The organism is Halomonas meridiana, from assembly GCF_009846525.1.
In the GTDB taxonomy this organism is placed as follows: Bacteria; Pseudomonadota; Gammaproteobacteria; order Pseudomonadales; family Halomonadaceae; genus Vreelandella.
This window is the reverse complement of the sequence record NZ_CP024621.1, coordinates 517,828-532,629: the sequence shown is the minus strand read 5'-3', so window position 1 is coordinate 532,629 and position 14,802 is coordinate 517,828. Positions and strand designations below refer to the sequence as shown.

16 protein-coding genes are annotated in these 14,802 nt (G+C 60.8%); 4 read left to right on the top strand and 12 right to left on the bottom strand.

The window, feature by feature from the left end; translation table 11 throughout:
- Window positions 1-37: 37 nt before the first annotated feature.
- On the top strand, window positions 38-937 hold the full coding sequence (gene argB / locus CTT34_RS02695; RefSeq protein WP_159340971.1) for an acetylglutamate kinase: 900 nt from the start codon (window positions 38-40) through the stop codon (window positions 935-937).
- Window positions 938-958: 21 nt separating this feature from the next.
- Entirely contained in the window at window positions 959-1,567 is a 609-nt protein-coding gene (slmA, locus tag CTT34_RS02690) for a nucleoid occlusion factor SlmA (protein ID WP_159340969.1), read from the top strand.
- Window positions 1,568-1,646: 79 nt separating this feature from the next.
- On the opposite strand, the gene rpoH is transcribed toward slmA, so the two are convergent.
- The 4 genes from rpoH to ftsY all read right to left on the bottom strand — a co-directional run bounded on the left by rpoH (window position 1,647) and on the right by ftsY (window position 5,919).
- On the bottom strand, window positions 1,647-2,516 hold the full coding sequence (gene rpoH, locus CTT34_RS02685) for an RNA polymerase sigma factor RpoH (protein WP_159340967.1): 870 nt from the start codon (window positions 2,514-2,516) through the stop codon (window positions 1,647-1,649).
- 240 nt (window positions 2,517-2,756) lie between these two features.
- A complete protein-coding gene (gene ftsX, locus CTT34_RS02680) occupies window positions 2,757-3,809 on the bottom strand; it encodes a permease-like cell division protein FtsX (protein WP_159340965.1) in 1,053 nt (350 codons plus the stop codon).
- Window positions 3,806-4,474 carry a cell division ATP-binding protein FtsE gene (gene ftsE / locus CTT34_RS02675; RefSeq protein ID WP_159340963.1) on the bottom strand — a complete coding sequence of 223 codons (669 nt, stop codon included), beginning with the start codon at window positions 4,472-4,474 and terminating at the stop codon, window positions 3,806-3,808. Before ftsE ends, ftsX begins: the two co-directional genes overlap by 4 nt.
- Window positions 4,471-5,919 carry a signal recognition particle-docking protein FtsY gene (ftsY, locus tag CTT34_RS02670; RefSeq protein WP_159340960.1) on the bottom strand — a complete coding sequence of 483 codons (1,449 nt, stop codon included), beginning with the start codon at window positions 5,917-5,919 and terminating at the stop codon, window positions 4,471-4,473. The genes ftsE and ftsY overlap by 4 nt, the downstream gene beginning before the upstream one ends.
- Before the next feature lie 89 nt (window positions 5,920-6,008).
- On the opposite strand from ftsY, the gene rsmD reads away from it, so the two are divergent.
- Both rsmD and CTT34_RS02660 read left to right on the top strand, forming a co-directional pair.
- The gene (gene rsmD, locus CTT34_RS02665) at window positions 6,009-6,629 is read left to right on the top strand and encodes a 16S rRNA (guanine(966)-N(2))-methyltransferase RsmD (RefSeq protein WP_159340958.1); all 621 of its coding nucleotides are present in this window, start codon (window positions 6,009-6,011) and stop codon (window positions 6,627-6,629) included.
- A gap of 115 nt (window positions 6,630-6,744) precedes the next feature.
- On the top strand, window positions 6,745-6,939 hold the full coding sequence (locus CTT34_RS02660) for a cell division protein ZapB (RefSeq protein WP_159340955.1): 195 nt from the start codon (window positions 6,745-6,747) through the stop codon (window positions 6,937-6,939).
- Here CTT34_RS02660 and rimI read toward each other — a convergent pair.
- From rimI to CTT34_RS02620, 8 genes are all read right to left on the bottom strand, one after another.
- Complete coding sequence (rimI, locus tag CTT34_RS02655) at window positions 6,936-7,424, bottom strand: ribosomal protein S18-alanine N-acetyltransferase (RefSeq protein WP_159340953.1); 489 nt, start codon at window positions 7,422-7,424, stop codon at window positions 6,936-6,938. The two genes, CTT34_RS02660 and rimI, sit on opposite strands and share 4 nt — an antisense overlap.
- The gene (locus tag CTT34_RS02650; protein WP_167520869.1) at window positions 7,379-8,173 is read right to left on the bottom strand and encodes a hypothetical protein; all 795 of its coding nucleotides are present in this window, start codon (window positions 8,171-8,173) and stop codon (window positions 7,379-7,381) included. Before CTT34_RS02650 ends, rimI begins: the two co-directional genes overlap by 46 nt.
- Window positions 8,170-8,478 (bottom strand): BolA family protein, encoded by a 309-nt coding sequence (locus CTT34_RS02645; protein ID WP_159340952.1) that lies wholly within the window; start codon window positions 8,476-8,478, stop codon window positions 8,170-8,172. Before CTT34_RS02645 ends, CTT34_RS02650 begins: the two co-directional genes overlap by 4 nt.
- Before the next feature lie 40 nt (window positions 8,479-8,518).
- Window positions 8,519-9,922, bottom strand: coding sequence for an MFS transporter (locus CTT34_RS02640; protein ID WP_159340950.1), 1,404 nt, complete (start codon window positions 9,920-9,922; stop codon window positions 8,519-8,521).
- 89 nt (window positions 9,923-10,011) lie between these two features.
- The gene (locus tag CTT34_RS02635; RefSeq protein ID WP_062359457.1) at window positions 10,012-10,398 is read right to left on the bottom strand and encodes a hypothetical protein; all 387 of its coding nucleotides are present in this window, start codon (window positions 10,396-10,398) and stop codon (window positions 10,012-10,014) included.
- A gap of 89 nt (window positions 10,399-10,487) precedes the next feature.
- Entirely contained in the window at window positions 10,488-11,999 is a 1,512-nt protein-coding gene (gene lysS, locus CTT34_RS02630) for a lysine--tRNA ligase (protein ID WP_159340948.1), read from the bottom strand.
- 34 nt (window positions 12,000-12,033) lie between these two features.
- A protein-coding gene (prfB, locus tag CTT34_RS02625; protein ID WP_159340946.1) for a peptide chain release factor 2 occupies window positions 12,034-13,132 on the bottom strand; the annotation gives its coding sequence in 2 pieces (ribosomal slippage) (window positions 12,034-13,056 and window positions 13,058-13,132; 1,098 coding nt in all).
- A gap of 260 nt (window positions 13,133-13,392) precedes the next feature.
- The gene (locus CTT34_RS02620) at window positions 13,393-14,745 is read right to left on the bottom strand and encodes an OmpP1/FadL family transporter (protein ID WP_159340944.1); all 1,353 of its coding nucleotides are present in this window, start codon (window positions 14,743-14,745) and stop codon (window positions 13,393-13,395) included.
- Window positions 14,746-14,802 lie beyond the last annotated feature (57 nt).

Sequence of the window (14,802 nt, the reverse complement as noted above, 5' to 3'; positions counted from 1 at the left end):
CGCAACCGACATTAAAAAAGAGCCAAGGGACATCGTCATGAGTTCAGCTAGCCGCGACCCTCAGGTCGTTGTGGAAGTGCTGTCAGAAGCACTTCCCTATATTCAGCAATTTTCCGGTAAAACCGTCGTCGTCAAATACGGCGGCAACGCCATGACCGAAGACACGCTGATCGACTCGTTTGCTCGTAACATCGTGCTGATGAAAGAGGTTGGCATCAACCCGGTAGTGGTGCACGGCGGCGGTCCGCAAATTGGCAGTCTGCTGGAGAAGCTCAATATCGAATCCCGCTTCGTCAACGGCATGCGGGTCACCGACTCCCAAACCATGGACGTGGTCGAGATGGTACTGGGCGGCTTGGTCAACAAGAGCATCGTCAACCTGATCAACCAAAGCGGCGGCAAAGCGATTGGTTTGACCGGAAAAGATGGCGCTCAAATTCGCGCTCGCCAGCTCAAGGTAGAGCACCAAAGCCCGGAGATGACCGCGCCGGAGATCATCGATATTGGCCACGTGGGCGAAGTGGAGTCGATCTCCACCGACCTCATCGAGATGCTGGCCGCTCGCGACTTCATCCCGGTCATCGCGCCTATCGGGGTCGATGACGAAGGGAACAGCTACAACATCAACGCCGACCTGGTGGCAGGAAAGCTGGCCGAAGCGCTGAACGCCGAAAAGCTGATGCTGCTCACCAATGTGGCAGGCTTGATGAACAGCGAAGGCAAGGTCCTGACCGGGCTCACGACCGCTCAGGTGGACGGTCTGATTGCCGACGGCACCATCTACGGCGGGATGCTCCCCAAGATCCGCTGCGCGCTGGACGCGGTGAAAGGCGGCGTGAACAGCGCCCACATCATCGATGGGCGTGTGCCCCACGCCGTACTGCTGGAAATTTTCACCAACGCCGGGGTAGGCACCCTGATCACTGACGCAGGCTAATCGCGACGGAGGGCAAGAGTCATGAGTGACGATCGCAAACCTCGCCGCCGCGAGCAGATACTGCAGGCGCTGGCCATCATGCTGGAAGAGGATAGCGGTAAACGCATCACCACGGCTGCCCTGGCGCGCCAAGTGGGCGTTTCCGAAGCGGCGCTGTATCGCCATTTTCCCAGCAAGGCGCGCATGTTCGAGGGCTTGATCGACTTTATCGAAGAGAGCATTTTCGCCCGAATCACCCGCATTCTCGATGATATTCCCGACGCAACCACCCGCTGCGGAACGATTCTCTCGCTCCTGCTTGGGTTTGCCGAGAAGAACCCAGGGCTTGCCAGGGTACTGGGAGGCGATGTGCTCACCGGAGAGACCGCTCGACTGCGCCAGCGGGTACACCAGCTCTTCGAGCGCCTAGAGACCCAGCTCAAGCAGGTGCTCCGTGAAGCCGAGCTGCGCGAAGGGCTGCGCACCAGCATTTCCGCCTCGGCCGCCGCCAATTTGTTGATCGCTCAGGCCGAGGGGCGTATTTCGCAATACGTACGCAGCGACTTCAAACGGCTACCTACCGAGTATTGGGACGACCAGTGGACGCTGATCTCGGGCCAGCTGTTACGGGCCACGGCCCAACCTGCATGACGTGACAGACGAACGAGGCAAACGAAAACGCCCCGGCGGTGCGAACCGTCGGGGCGTTTTTTATCGTGACGACTCAGCGTTACGCTGCGATCACCGCGTCGCCCATTTTCTGGCGAAGCTTCTTCATGGCGTTCTTTTCGAGCTGGCGAATACGCTCGGCGCTAACGCCGTACACATCGGCCAAATCGTGCAGCGTGGCTTTATCGTCGGTGAGCCAGCGGCGCTGCAGAATATCCCGCGAGCGCTCATCCAGCCCTTTGAGCGCCAATTGAAGACGGCGCGTGGAGTCCTCTTCGAAGTCACTATCTTCGAGCTGCGTTGCCGGGTCGGCGGAGGCATCGTCGAGGAAGTACGCTGGCGCTTGGTACGTGCTCTCTTCGTCGTCGCTGGGCGACGCATCGTACCCGGCATCGAATGCCGAGAGGCGGCCTTCCATATCGCGCACGACTTCCGGCTTCACGTCGAGGTCTTTGGCAATCGCATCGACCTCGTCGTTGTTCAGCCATGCCAAACGCTTTTTCGCGCTGCGCAGGTTGAAGAACAGCTTACGCTGCGCCTTGGTGGTGGCGATTTTGACGATACGCCAGTTACGCAGCACGAACTCATGAATCTCGGCTTTGATCCAATGCACGGCGAACGACACCAAGCGCACCCCTTGATTCGGGTCGAAGCGCTTCACGGCTTTCATCAAGCCTACGTTGCCTTCTTGGATCAAGTCCGCTTGCGGCAGGCCGTAGCCTGAGTAGCTGCGGGCAATGTGCACCACAAACCGCAGGTGCGACAGCACCAACCGGCGCGCTGCCTCCAAATCGCCCTCATCGTAGAGGCGGAACGCTAGCTCGCGCTCTTCCTCGACGCTCAGCACAGCGATGCCATTCACCGCTTGAATATAGCCTCCCAGGTCGTTACCTGGCGAAAGCTGTCCCACCGGTAGAAGACTAGTGCTCATGTGCAGGTGGTCTCCCTTAAAACCTATCGTGGTTGACGTGCTGGCGTGACGTGAATACGTGCTGCCAAACGTCTTGCATTAACGCTTAAGACCTTAGTCGAAGCCTAAGGTTCAAATGACCGATGCCAACACTGCATCGACCAACGGGGGTAGATATTCCCCGTGGTTGCCCGCATGACACAGGGTATCGAGTCTAGACGCTGCATGTAACTCTATGATGACAGCGGTGCAGGCGTCGGCTCAGCGCGGGCGAATACTGGACAGATGACGCGTGACGGCAAGCCAAGCGCCTAGCCAGCCAAGTAGTGTACTGCAAGATAGCAGAATTGTAGAGCCTGTCACGTCCAACTGCGGCAAGCTGAAGCTGGCACCGTAGCTGGCCGCCAGCGCGGCCACTGGCAACGATAGCCAGTGGTTGCCCAAGGCCAACAGCCCCAGCGCCAGGAGCCCTCCCCCCGCGCCATACCAGGCACCGCTGTACAAGAAGGGTCGACGCACGAAGGCGTGTGTCGCGCCGATCAGCATCACCACTTCGATTTCTCGACGCCGACTCTCCACCGCCAAGCGGATGGTATTGCCAACGACCAGCAGCACACCGAAACCGAACAGCACGCCCAGCGCCAGCGCAACGCGGCGGCCGAGTGCCGCCAAATGGCGCAGCCGCTCGACCCAGGCTAAATCCACGCGGACTTCGTCGATGCCAGCTAACCCCTCCAATCGCTCGGCCAGTTCGGCCATCGCAGCGGGCTCTACATCTTGGGGGGAAATGACGATGCTCGCGGGGAGCGGATTGTCCTCGAGCCCTGCTAGGGTATCGTCGATACCCAGCGACTGCTGAAAATCCGCCATGCCTTGCTCAGGGCTAATCATGCGCGTCTTGGCCACGCCGTCATCAGCGCTCACCGCCTCTTCGATTCGGGACGCTTGCGCTGCGTCGACGCCCATCTCGAGGTACACGGTGAGCGATGCGCTTTCATCCAGCTCGGCGTCCAGCAGCTTGGCGCTGTCCAGCGTCAGCCACAGGGCTGCGGGAAGCACCAGGGCGATGGCAATCGCCAGCATGGTCAGCAAGTTGCCCAGCGGGTAGCGCACCAGTCGAAAAAGGCTATCCAGCGCCATGGCGCGATGGTGACGGCCCCACGCTCGCAGGCGACTGCTAACGCGCGTTTGCTGAGAGCGAGCGCCGCTGCGGGGCGTTTTCTCGGGTGTAGGCGTAGCGGTCTTCACGGGCGCGCGGGCGGCGCGCGGACGCGGAGCAGCGCCGCTTTGGCGAGGGGTGGTCGAGCGCTTCATACGGCCCCCTCATCGGCGACGAGACGCCCATCACGCAGGCGCAGAATTCGATGACGTAGGCGCGCGATCAGCGCCAAGTCGTGACTCGCAATCATCACCGTGGTGCCGATACGGTTAAAGTCTTCGAATAGCGCCATGATATCGGCAGAGAGCTGGGGGTCGAGGTTTCCGGTGGGTTCGTCGGCCAGCAGCAGTGCGGGTTTGTTAACCACGGCGCGGGCGATGCCCACGCGCTGCTGCTCACCGCCCGACAGCTCGATGGGCAAGGCCTTTTCACGGTGTAACAGGCCAACCTTGTCCAGCGCGGCGCGCACGCGCCGGGCCGCTTCGCGGGGTTCCACCCCCTGAATGTCCAGCGGCAGCGAGACGTTGTGAAACACGCTACGATCAAACAGCAGCTGATGATCCTGAAACACTACGCCAATCTGACGGCGGTAGAACGGCACCTGGCTGGCGTGGAGTTGGGCGATGTCGTGCCCGGCCACGACGACGCGTCCCCGGCTGGGTTTTTCCAGCCGCATGATCAAGCGCAGCAGCGAACTTTTTCCCGCTCCCGAGTGGCCGGTGAGAAACACCATTTCACCTCTCGCGACGCGAAAGTTCAGGTGTGCCAGCGCCTCGAAGCGCCCTCCATAGCGCTTCCCCACGTGCTCAAAGGCAATCATGCGCGGCCATCGTCTCCTTGGCGGTCAAACAGCGCGTTGACGAAATCGTTGGCGTTGAAGGGGCGCAGGTCGTCCAGACCTTCGCCTACCCCAATGAAGCGGATCGGCGTCTCGAGCTGCTTTGCCAGCGCGAAGATGATGCCGCCTTTGGCGGTGCCATCCAGCTTGGTCAGGGTAATCCCGCTAATCGGCACCGCTTCGTTGAAGGTCGTGGCCTGGGAAATGGCGTTCTGCCCCGTGCCCGCATCCAGTACCAGCATGACCTCGTGGGGCGCTGTGTCATCGAGCTTCTGCATTACCCGATGGACTTTTTTCAACTCTTCCATCAGGTGGCTCTTGTTGTGCAGCCGCCCGGCGGTATCGGCGATCAGCACGTCCACGCCGCGAGACTTGGCGGCCGCCACCGCGTCGTATATCACCGAAGCGCTGTCGGCACCGGTATGCTGAGCAATGACCGGCACACTGTTCCGCTCGCCCCACACCTTCAACTGCTCGACCGCCGCGGCACGGAAAGTATCCCCGGCCGCCAGCATGACGCTCTTACCTTCGCGCTGAAAGCGCTGGGTGAGCTTACCGATGGTGGTGGTCTTACCAACGCCATTGACCCCGACCACCAAAATCACGAAGGGGCCATCACTCTCTTTCTCGAAGCTGAGCGGAGCCGACACGGGGGCCAGCAGCGCGGCTAACTCTTCCTGCAAGCCACGGTAGAGCGCCTCGGGGTTGTTCAGCTCTTTGCGGGACACCCGCGCTTCCAAGCGCTCGATGATCTCGCTCGTCGCTTCGATACCCACATCGGCCATGAGCAGCTGAGTTTCCAGATCTTCCAGCAGCTCGTCATCGATATGCTTTTTGCCGAGGAACAGATCGGCCAGGCCGTCGGTCAGGTTGGCGCGAGTTTTCCCTAGACCAGACTTGATGCGCGCAAACCAGCCTTTCTTTTCGCCCTTTTCCGCCACTGGCTTCTCTTGAAGGGCTGGCTTCGCGGCGGGCTCTGGCTCTGGCTCTGGCTCTGGCTCTGGCTCTGGCTCTGGCTCTGGCTCTGGCTCTGGCTCTGGCTCTGGCTCTGGCTCTGGCTCTGGCTCTGGCTCTGGCTCTGGCTCTGGCTCTGGCTCTGGCTCTGGCTCTGGCTCTGGCTCTGGCACAGTATCCATCATCGGCGCCGGGGCCACGTCCTCATCGACCCCGGTGGGCTGCACGTCCTCTTTGTTCACCGGCTCGGGCGACTGCTCCTGAGCGAGCGCGTAGGCGTCCTCGCGCGCTGCCGGCTTGAGGGATTCTTCTTCCTGCGGCTCGGCCGGCGATGTCGCCGGGGCTGAAACCTCCGCCTCAGGCGCCGTATCGGGCGCGCCTTCGGGCTCTTCCGGCAGCGCTGGCTGCTCCTGGGCGTCTTGAGGCTCCTGCTGGGAGTCGTGCTTTTTCTTACGTTTGAAAAAACCGAACATAGGTGTCATCCGACTAAATAGGTGATCATTGGGATTATCCTACCACCGCAGACCAAGACTTTGGATAAGTAGCCCGCTACAATCGCGATATGAAACGACAACGCCCTTCTCGCGCTTCCTCGCGCCCATCGACATCCTCTCGCGGCCAAGCCAAACCGCCGGGGAAGCTGCGCATCATCGGCGGTGATTTTCGCCGCCGTCAGCTACCCGTACTCGACCGCCCGGGCCTGCGTCCCACGCCGGACCGCGTACGCGAAACGCTGTTCAATTGGCTAGGCCAGGCCCTCTACGGCAAGCAGGTGCTGGACCTGTTTGCAGGCACCGGCGCGCTAGGCATCGAGTCGCTCTCACGGGGGGCCGCCGAGGTCACGTTCGTCGAGCGTGACGCCCAGGTGGCGTCGCATATTCGTGAGAATCTCACCACCTTGAAAGCCGCGCAGGGCAAGGTCATCACCGCCGATGCCCTAGCGTTCGTCGCGTCGCCAGGACAGCCGATGGACGTGGTGTTTCTCGACCCGCCCTTCCACCAGGGATGGGCCGCGTCTTGCTGCAGCGCATTAGAAGCACACGGATGGTTAGCCAAGGAGGCGATGATCTACTTGGAAACCGAACAGAGCCTGACGCCAACGGTACCGGCCAACTGGCAGCTCCATCGTGAAACCCAGGCAGGTGAAAGCATGGCCAGGCTCTATCGACGGTTACCCGCGTAAAGCGCTTGCCGCCAAGTAACAGCGGCGTTACGCTCGCCCCATTACGTCACACATCGCGATCCATTTTATGGCAAGACGACAGGCAGCCGCCTGTCGTTCGTTACTGGAGGTAGGCATGAGCCTTGAGTTGTTCAATCAGTTGGAGCAGAAAGTCACCGACACCGTCGAGGCGTTGGAGATGATGAAGCTGGAAAACGAAGAGTTGCGCAACGAAAATGCGCAGCTAAAACAAGAGCGCGAAGAGTGGGAGCGCCGTTTGCAGGGTGTGCTCAGCAAGTTCGACGGTATGGACGACAGCAGCGCGTCCTAAGCCAGCGTTCGAGACATCAGTAGCGCATCTTCCCGCCCGGTCGCGCCGTTGGCGGCCGGGTAGTAGCCCTTCCGACGAGCATCTTCCTGAAAACCTACCTGCCGATAGAGCGCAAGGGCTCGCTGGTTTCCGGCGCGTACTTCCAGCAGTAATCGCTCGGCTTGCCAGCCCGTTGCCATGGCAATGACCTCATCCAACAAGCGTCGCCCTATGCCTTGCCCCTGGCAATCAGGCCGCACGCCAATGGCCTGTAATTCGGCATCGAACGGTAGTTTCGCGACCAGGGCGTAGCCTGCGAGCGCGTCGCCCTGCCAATCTCCCAAGACCCAAGCTTGCTCATCGGCCAGCGCCTCCTCTAGCTGCTGGCCACTGGCGCCGCTTTGCGCGAGGGCTTCGAGCGCGAGCAAAAGCGCTCGGTCGACCGCGCTCAGCCGACGAATCACACCTTGCCCCACTGCTTGCCTAATGCCACCAAATGGGGCCATAGCGCGCGCTTGGCGCTAGCGTTCTGGATGAGCGCTGCCAGCGAGGGGCCTTGCCAAACCGGTAGCGCGAGCGTTTGGCTCTGCCCTTCATCAAGTGCGATGACGCGCGCCAAGTCGGGCGAGGCCGTCTCTGCGCCCCACCACAGCACTTGCTCTAGTTGCCAGCCTTGCCGACTTGCTGCCCCGGCAATGAACGCCGCCACGCCCTCTTGGGCTTCTTCGAGGGGCTCTTCCGGCTCGAAAGCGGTGGCCATGGGTGGCCAGGTGAAGTGAGTCACCGTCGGCAGCTCACCGCGCCAGATGTCCACAGCACGCAGTATATTGGCCAGCAGCTGTTGTTCCACCACCGATAGCGTGCCTTCACAGAGACTCAACCACCGCCCGCCAAGACAGACGCAGGAAAGACTGAAGTTCAGCGGTTTGGCGCGCTCGCGGGGCGGGGCCGCCGGTTCAGGCGCAGGGGCGGCTTCCGGTTGAGGCGCCGTCACGGCTTGCCCTAACAGCGCTTTGACGGCTGAAGGTGACGTCACCGACGGCGCGTTTGGCTCGGCATCGGCTTGACGCGGCGGGCGAGGCGCAGGGGCGTCGTCCAGCAACGCCTGCAGGCGCTCGCGCGGGGCCGCTTTGGCCGGTGCGTCCTCCCACTCACAGGCGCCGGTTGGCAGGGCGTTGGGCAACTGATAACGGGACGCCCAGGACGTAATGCCCATGGCATCCAGATAGTGCCGACGAGTGGCTTCTGGGGTCACTGGCCGCCGCCACGACAGTTGGGAGAGTTGGGACGCTCGCTGCCGCGCGCCTGCCACTCACGGGGCGTATAGAGATGTAACGCCAGCGCGTGAACCGGGCCCGAAAGCTCGTCGGCCAACAGGGCGTATATTTGCTGATGACGCTTCACCGGCATCATGCCGTCAAAGCTATCGCTTACCAGGGTGACTTTGAAGTGCGTTTCCGAGTTGGCCGGCACGTTATGCATGTGGCTCTCGTTCTCGACTCGGAGCACGTCTGGGGTTAGCGACGCCAACTTTTGCTCAATTTGTGTCTGTATCGCCATGGGACTCTCCTTCCGTCAGCAACGCCTCTATTGTACGCCCTTACTTCCCAACAGACGATGCCCGCCGCTCGATGAGCGCCCGTTGGGCCAGCGACACCCGAGACAGGCTCGCCAGTAGCGCCAACAGCGTCGTTCCTGCCCCCAGCCACAGCGTGACCTGTATCGGCGCTCCCAGCGCCAGCGCCGCCCCCACGAGCGCCACCCCGAAGGATTGCCCCACCGTACGGGTCGTACTCATCACACCAGAGACGTTGGCGCTGCGCTCTGGCGGCAGGCTGCCCATCATTTCGCGGTTATTCGGCGGCTGAAAAAGCCCAAAGCCGATCCCGCAGAGTGCCGTCCGCCACAGGCTACCCACCACTCCCGTGCTCTCGTCCACCAGCGCCAGCGCCACCAGTCCGACGATCAGCAGGACCAGTCCCGTACTCGACAGCAGGCTGGGGTTAACGCGATCCGCCAAGCGCCCTGCGACGGGCCCCACCAGCATGATCGCCAGCGGCCATGGCGTGAACAGCCACGCCGTCTCCAGAGGCGAAAACCCCATCTGTTCTTGGTAGAAAAACGACAGCGCTACAAAGGTGAGTCCCTGACCGATAAACGCCAAGCCGGAGGCCGACACCGCCAGCGTAAAGCGCTTTTCGGCAAACACACTGAGCGGCAGCAACGGGTAAGGTGCCCGGTGCTGGCGACGCACGAACAGCACGCAGGCTGCCACTGACAGTAGCCCCCAGCCGCCGCTCTGCCACACCGGCGCGGCGTGTCCCACGGCGTCCATGGCGATAAAAAAGCTCGCCAGCATCAGCATCGAGTAGAGCGCCCCCAGCGTATCGAAGCTGCCTTGGCGCGGCGTCTCTTTCGGCAGTGCGCGTCGCGCCAGCCAGAGTGAGCAGAGTCCCAGCGGCAGGTTGAGCGCGAACAGCCACGGCCACTCCACGAACGAGAGAATCACACCGCTGAGCGTGGGGCCTGCGGCATAGCCGCCAGCCACGACCAGAGCGCTCAGCCCCAGCGCGCTGCCAAGCAGCCGAGAGGGAAAAATAGCGCGATAGAGCGACGGCCCGATGGAGAGCGTGGCCGCCGCGCCCAAGCCCTGCAGCGCACGAAAAACGAGCAGCGTTTCGAGGTTACGCGACAGCGCGGCACCGAGTGCCGCCAGCACGAAAGTGGCCAAGCCAAACAGATACAGCCGTCGGCGAGTGATCAACTCGCTGATTCCGGCAAACACGAGCAAAAAGGCCGCACAGACGACCTGAAAGAGATTGGTGATCCACACCGCCCGGGATGCCGAGACGTCTAGGTCCGCCGCGATGGTCGGCAAGGCCAAATTGATCATGGTGGTATCGACTACCGCCATCAGCGTGCCGGTCACTAGCGCCAGCACGGCCAACAAACGCTCAGGCCCGGGCAGCCCATCGTCGCCGGGGCGAGTTTCAAACAGTCGCATGGTGATAAATTCCTGAACAACACCCTCTGAAACGGCAAAACCGGCCGAAGCCGGTTTTACAGTGCGCTCATGCTAAAAATAATAGCACGCTAATCTTGTTCGTTGTCGAGCAGCAGTGCGTCGTCAACATCCGAGATTTCCAGAGCCGTTTCGTCGTCCAGGTCGATGGCGAGGTAGCTGTGCTCCACGCGCAGGAAGTCCTGAAACAGCGACCAATCGAGTTTTTCTGGCCACTGACGCTCATCCTCTTCCCAAGCGCGTAGCTCGGTCTCTAGGATTTCTACGTGACGCTCACGCACGAACGTCTCCAACGCCTCTGGGGTATCCATCTCGGGGATCAGGTATACCGTACTTTCACGTTCGACGTCGTCCAGGGTCAGGTCGTCGTCTCCCATGGTGGGTTCGAGCGCATTGATCCAGTCCACGAAGGTCTGGGTCGGCCTGACGCTCAGGGCAGAGCGATTTAGCAGTTTCATGGGATTCTCCTCGCCGTCGAAACGTTGACCATTATGGGCGCTAAATCGCGCCCTTACCAACTTTTCGTCCGCTACCGCCTGGTTGAGCGTTAACCCACCTCGGGGCGCATGGCCGGGAATAGCAGCACATCTCGAATGGAGGGGCTGTCGGTAAACAGCATCACCAAGCGGTCAATGCCGATGCCCTCGCCCGCCGTCGGCGGCATGCCGTACTCCAAGGCGCGCACGTAGTCGGCGTCATAGTACATGGCTTCCAGGTCACCGGCGTCTTTTTCGGCCGCCTGTTCGCGGAAACGCTCTGCTTGGTCTTCGGCGTCGTTCAGCTCCGAGAAACCGTTGGCGATCTCGCGGCCACCGACGAAGAACTCGAAGCGATCCGTGACGAAGGGGTCCGCATCGTTACGACGCGCCAGCGGGCTGACTTCGGCCGGGTATTCGGTGATGAACGTCGGCTGGTCCAGCTTGTGTTCCGCCACTTCTTCAAAAATCTCGGTTTGGACTTTACCTAGCCCCCAGCTCTCTTTGACCTTGATACCGAGCTTTTCTGCCGCAGCACGGGCAGCATCCAGGGTGTCCAGCTCGGCGTCGGTGATGCCGTCGCCGTGATCCAGAATCGCTTGGCGCAGGGTGAGACGCTTGAAGGGCTGGCCGAAATCGTAGCTGGCCCCTTGGTACGTGATCGTAGTAGTGCCCAGCACTTCCTGCGCCGCGGTGCGCAGCATGGCTTCGGTCATGTCCAGAAGGTCGCGGTAATCGGCGTAGGCCCAGTAGAACTCCACCATGGTGAACTCGGGGTTGTGCCGCGTGGACAAGCCTTCGTTACGGAAGTTGCGGTTGATCTCGAACACTTTCTCGAAACCACCCACCACCAGGCGCTTCAGGTAAAGCTCCGGGGCAATACGCAGGTACATATCGATATCCAGCGCATTGTGGTGAGTGATGAACGGACGCGCCGCCGCACCGCCGGGAATCGGCTGCAGCATCGGCGTTTCCACTTCCATGAAGCCACGGGCTTCGAAGAAACGGCGCATAGAGCTGATCACCGCTGCGCGGGTCTCGAAGACCTTACGCGACTGCGGGTTCATGATCAGATCCACGTAGCGCTGGCGATAGCGGGCTTCTTGATCGGTCAGGCCGTGGAACTTGTCCGGCAGCGGACGCAGACTCTTGGTCAGCAGCTGCGCCTCGACCATCATGACGTACAGATCGCCCTTGCCGGATTTGTGCACCGGGCCACGAGCGGCGACGATATCGCCGATGTCCCAGCCCTTGATGTCTTCCAGCACGTCTTCCGGCAGCCCCTTTTTATCCACGTAGAGCTGGATCTGGCCCGCCACGTCCTGAATCACGATGAAAGGACCGCGTTTGCGCATCACACGACCGGCCACCGACGCTGGGTGGTTCAACGCTTCCAGCTCGGCTTTGTCTTTCTCGCCCAGCAAGTTGTGCAGCTCGACGGTGAGGCTGTCGCGGCGGAAATCGTTCGGGAAAGCGCTCTTGCCCTGCTCGGCCGCCCGCTCACGGCGGGCCGCCAGCTTGGCACGGCGCTCGGCGATCAGGTGATTTTCATTATCGAGAGAAGACGCGTCTTGGTTAGCCATCGGGCACCCTATTCATGTTCGAACGCTAAAAAGATTACAAACCCTGCTTCAGGCTGGCGACGATAAACTGGTCTAAATCGCCGTCGAGCACTTTGTCGCAGTTGCTGGACTGAACGCCGGTGCGCAGGTCTTTAATGCGCTGATCATCCAGCACGTAAGAGCGAATTTGGCTGCCCCAACCGATATCGGCTTTGGAGTCTTCCGCCTCCTGCTTGGCCGCATTGCGCTTTTGCATTTCGTGTTCCCACAGCTTCGCCTTCAACTGCTTCATAGCAAAGTCGCGGTTGGCATGCTGGCTACGCTGGCTCTGGCACGCCACCACAATGCCGGTCGGCTCGTGGGTAATCCGCACGGCGGAATCCGTGGTGTTGACGTGCTGCCCCCCGGCACCGCTGGAGCGGTAGGTATCAACACGCAAGTCGGATGGGTTGATCTCGACCTCGAAGCTATCGTCGATTTCCGGCGACAAGAACACCGATGCAAACGAGGTGTGACGGCGGCCGCCGGAATCGAACGGACTTTTGCGCACCAAGCGGTGAACGCCGGTTTCCGTGCGCAGCCACCCAAACGCATGATCGCCCTGAATATGGATGGACGCCGACTTGATACCTGCCACTTCCCCCGCCGAAATCTCGATGATCTCGGTTTTGAAGCCGTGGCTTTCGGCCCAGCGCAGGTACATGCGCAGCAGAATGTTGGCCCAATCCTGCGCCTCGGTGCCCCCGGAACCCGATTGAATATCCAGATAGGCGTTGTTCTCGTCCATCTCTCCCGAGAACATGCGGCGAAACTCGAGCTTTTCCAGCGCGCCCTGCAAGCCGTTGAGCTCTTTACGCACTTCCTCGACGGTGCCTTCATCCTCTTCCATCTCGGCGAGTTCCAGCAGGTCGCGGCTATCCGCCAAGCCCTGGTCCAGCTCGTCGATGGTCGCCACGATGGCTTCGAGGGAGGCGCGCTCTTTGCCCAGCTTTTGGGCGTAGTCTGGGTCGTTCCAGACGTTGGGGTCTTCGAGTTCGCGGGAAACTTCTTCTAGCCGATCTTTACGCTCGGCATAGTCAAAGATACCCCCTAAGAACGTCTGTCCGCTCAGACAGGTCCTTGATCTGGTGATGAATCGGGTTGGTTTCCAACATGGATCGCTCTAGCCTTGGTCAGTAATGGGTGATGTCTCACGGCCGTATTCAACACAGCATAAAAGAGACAGGCGCCGCTGGAGCGGCTCACGGTTAGGCGGAGACACCTGCGCGAGCTACCCCAGCGGCGATATTCTGGCTCGCATTGTAACGAAACCCAGCGCTCACCGCATCCACCCAGCCCTTCGTTCCTCACGTAAAAAACCCGGCCGAAGCCGGGTCAGTGTGTCGCAGATCGATCAGTAAGCGCGAGCAGCCGATCAGAACCGATAGGTCAGCTGGGCACCGAAGCCATGGGCTTCGTTTTTGTAGTCCGCAGAGTAAGTGGCACCGCCAACGGGGACACCACCGGTTTGGGCACTGGCAAGCAAATCTTGGCGGTCTTGCTCAACAAAGGTGCTGCGCTCGGTGAGGTAGGAGTAAGCGAAGTCCAACGTCAGGTCGGGTGTGGGGCTCCAACCCGCCCCGATAGAGAAGATACGGCGCTCGTCGGACGGGATACGTACGCTACGGTCTTGGTCATTGGTGGGTGTGAAGTCGAGCGTCACACCCGCGCGCAGCGCAAGACTCGGCGTAAGCTGGTACTCGCCGCCCGTCGCAAAGGCCCAAGCGTTCGAATAGTTCTGCTGCTCGTTGGTAATTTCATTACCCTGGCTGCCCAGAATCGATATTTCCTCGAACTGACTCCAGCGCACCCAGGAAGCCCCAAACATCAGCTTCAGGCGATCCGTCATCTGCTGGGTCAACGAGAAGTTGACCGTTTCAGGCGTAGTCAGATCCAGATTAGCGGTATCCGCACGCACTACGTTACCCAACGGATCCGTGGCTTGGAAGGTGCCTTCCAGCTCGTAATCCACGGCTGAGCGATAGGTCAAACCCAGCGTGGTTTCGGGCACTGGCTGATAAATCACCCCCAGGTTATAACCCCATCCATCGTCGTCACCCTCCACCCGCGAATCTATATCTTCGGCGGCATTGAAAGCGGCGCTGGTAGGCAATTGACGACGCAGCTCGCCTTCTACCTGGTTGTACGTGATGCCGATACCGGCCGACCACTGATCGTTAAAGCGGTAAGAGACGGTCGGCTGCGCACTCACTACACGAAGCTCGGTGTAGTCGCCAAAGTAGCGGCCTTGGAAGGTATCTTCGTACTCGGTTTTAGAACCGAACGGGGCGTAAACGCCAAAACCAAACGCCAGTTGTTCATTGACTGGGTGAGCATAGAACGCGAAAGGCACTAAAGTACCCGGCACCATATCGCCATCATTCGTGCCCGGAATCGCACCGATGGGCACCTGAGTCCCTACCGGGGCACCGCCTTGAGCAACCCCGACATCCAACGTACGGTTGGCCGAGACATTACTAATATCCGTATCGACGCTTAGGAAAGTACCACCCGCTGTAATCTGAGCGCGGTCGAGGAACGACATACCCGCCGGGTTACCGTACACGATCGTGGCATCATGAACGTTGGAGCTGCGTCCTGCATGGCCGTAGCCCTGGCCGCTGACGCTTTGCTCGTTGATTTGATATCCGCCTGCGTTGGCTTGGCTAGCAAAAGCTACTGCTGCTACCGCGGCCACTAGGGTTAGTTTTTTGAAGTTATTATGCATTGTGGGCCTCTCTCCCGATGATCCGGCGGACTCTGCCATCCACCCGCGTTGTTCCTA

Coding starts and splice junctions, on each gene's coding strand:
- CTT34_RS02645 (WP_159340952.1), bottom strand. CDS start 8,478: ATGGCGATACAGACACAAATTGAGCAAAAGTTGGCGTCGCTAACCCCA.
- CTT34_RS02660 (WP_159340955.1), top strand. CDS start 6,745: ATGAGCCTTGAGTTGTTCAATCAGTTGGAGCAGAAAGTCACCGACACC.
- slmA (WP_159340969.1), top strand. CDS start 959: ATGAGTGACGATCGCAAACCTCGCCGCCGCGAGCAGATACTGCAGGCG.
- ftsE (WP_159340963.1), bottom strand. CDS start 4,474: ATGATTGCCTTTGAGCACGTGGGGAAGCGCTATGGAGGGCGCTTCGAG.
- CTT34_RS02640 (WP_159340950.1), bottom strand. CDS start 9,922: ATGCGACTGTTTGAAACTCGCCCCGGCGACGATGGGCTGCCCGGGCCT.
- ftsY (WP_159340960.1), bottom strand. CDS start 5,919: ATGTTCGGTTTTTTCAAACGTAAGAAAAAGCACGACTCCCAGCAGGAG.
- lysS (WP_159340948.1), bottom strand. CDS start 11,999: ATGGCTAACCAAGACGCGTCTTCTCTCGATAATGAAAATCACCTGATC.
- CTT34_RS02635 (WP_062359457.1), bottom strand. CDS start 10,398: ATGAAACTGCTAAATCGCTCTGCCCTGAGCGTCAGGCCGACCCAGACC.
- rimI (WP_159340953.1), bottom strand. CDS start 7,424: ATGGCCCCATTTGGTGGCATTAGGCAAGCAGTGGGGCAAGGTGTGATT.
- rpoH (WP_159340967.1), bottom strand. CDS start 2,516: ATGAGCACTAGTCTTCTACCGGTGGGACAGCTTTCGCCAGGTAACGAC.
- rsmD (WP_159340958.1), top strand. CDS start 6,009: ATGAAACGACAACGCCCTTCTCGCGCTTCCTCGCGCCCATCGACATCC.
- CTT34_RS02620 (WP_159340944.1), bottom strand. CDS start 14,745: ATGCATAATAACTTCAAAAAACTAACCCTAGTGGCCGCGGTAGCAGCA.
- ftsX (WP_159340965.1), bottom strand. CDS start 3,809: ATGAAGCGCTCGACCACCCCTCGCCAAAGCGGCGCTGCTCCGCGTCCG.
- argB (WP_159340971.1), top strand. CDS start 38: ATGAGTTCAGCTAGCCGCGACCCTCAGGTCGTTGTGGAAGTGCTGTCA.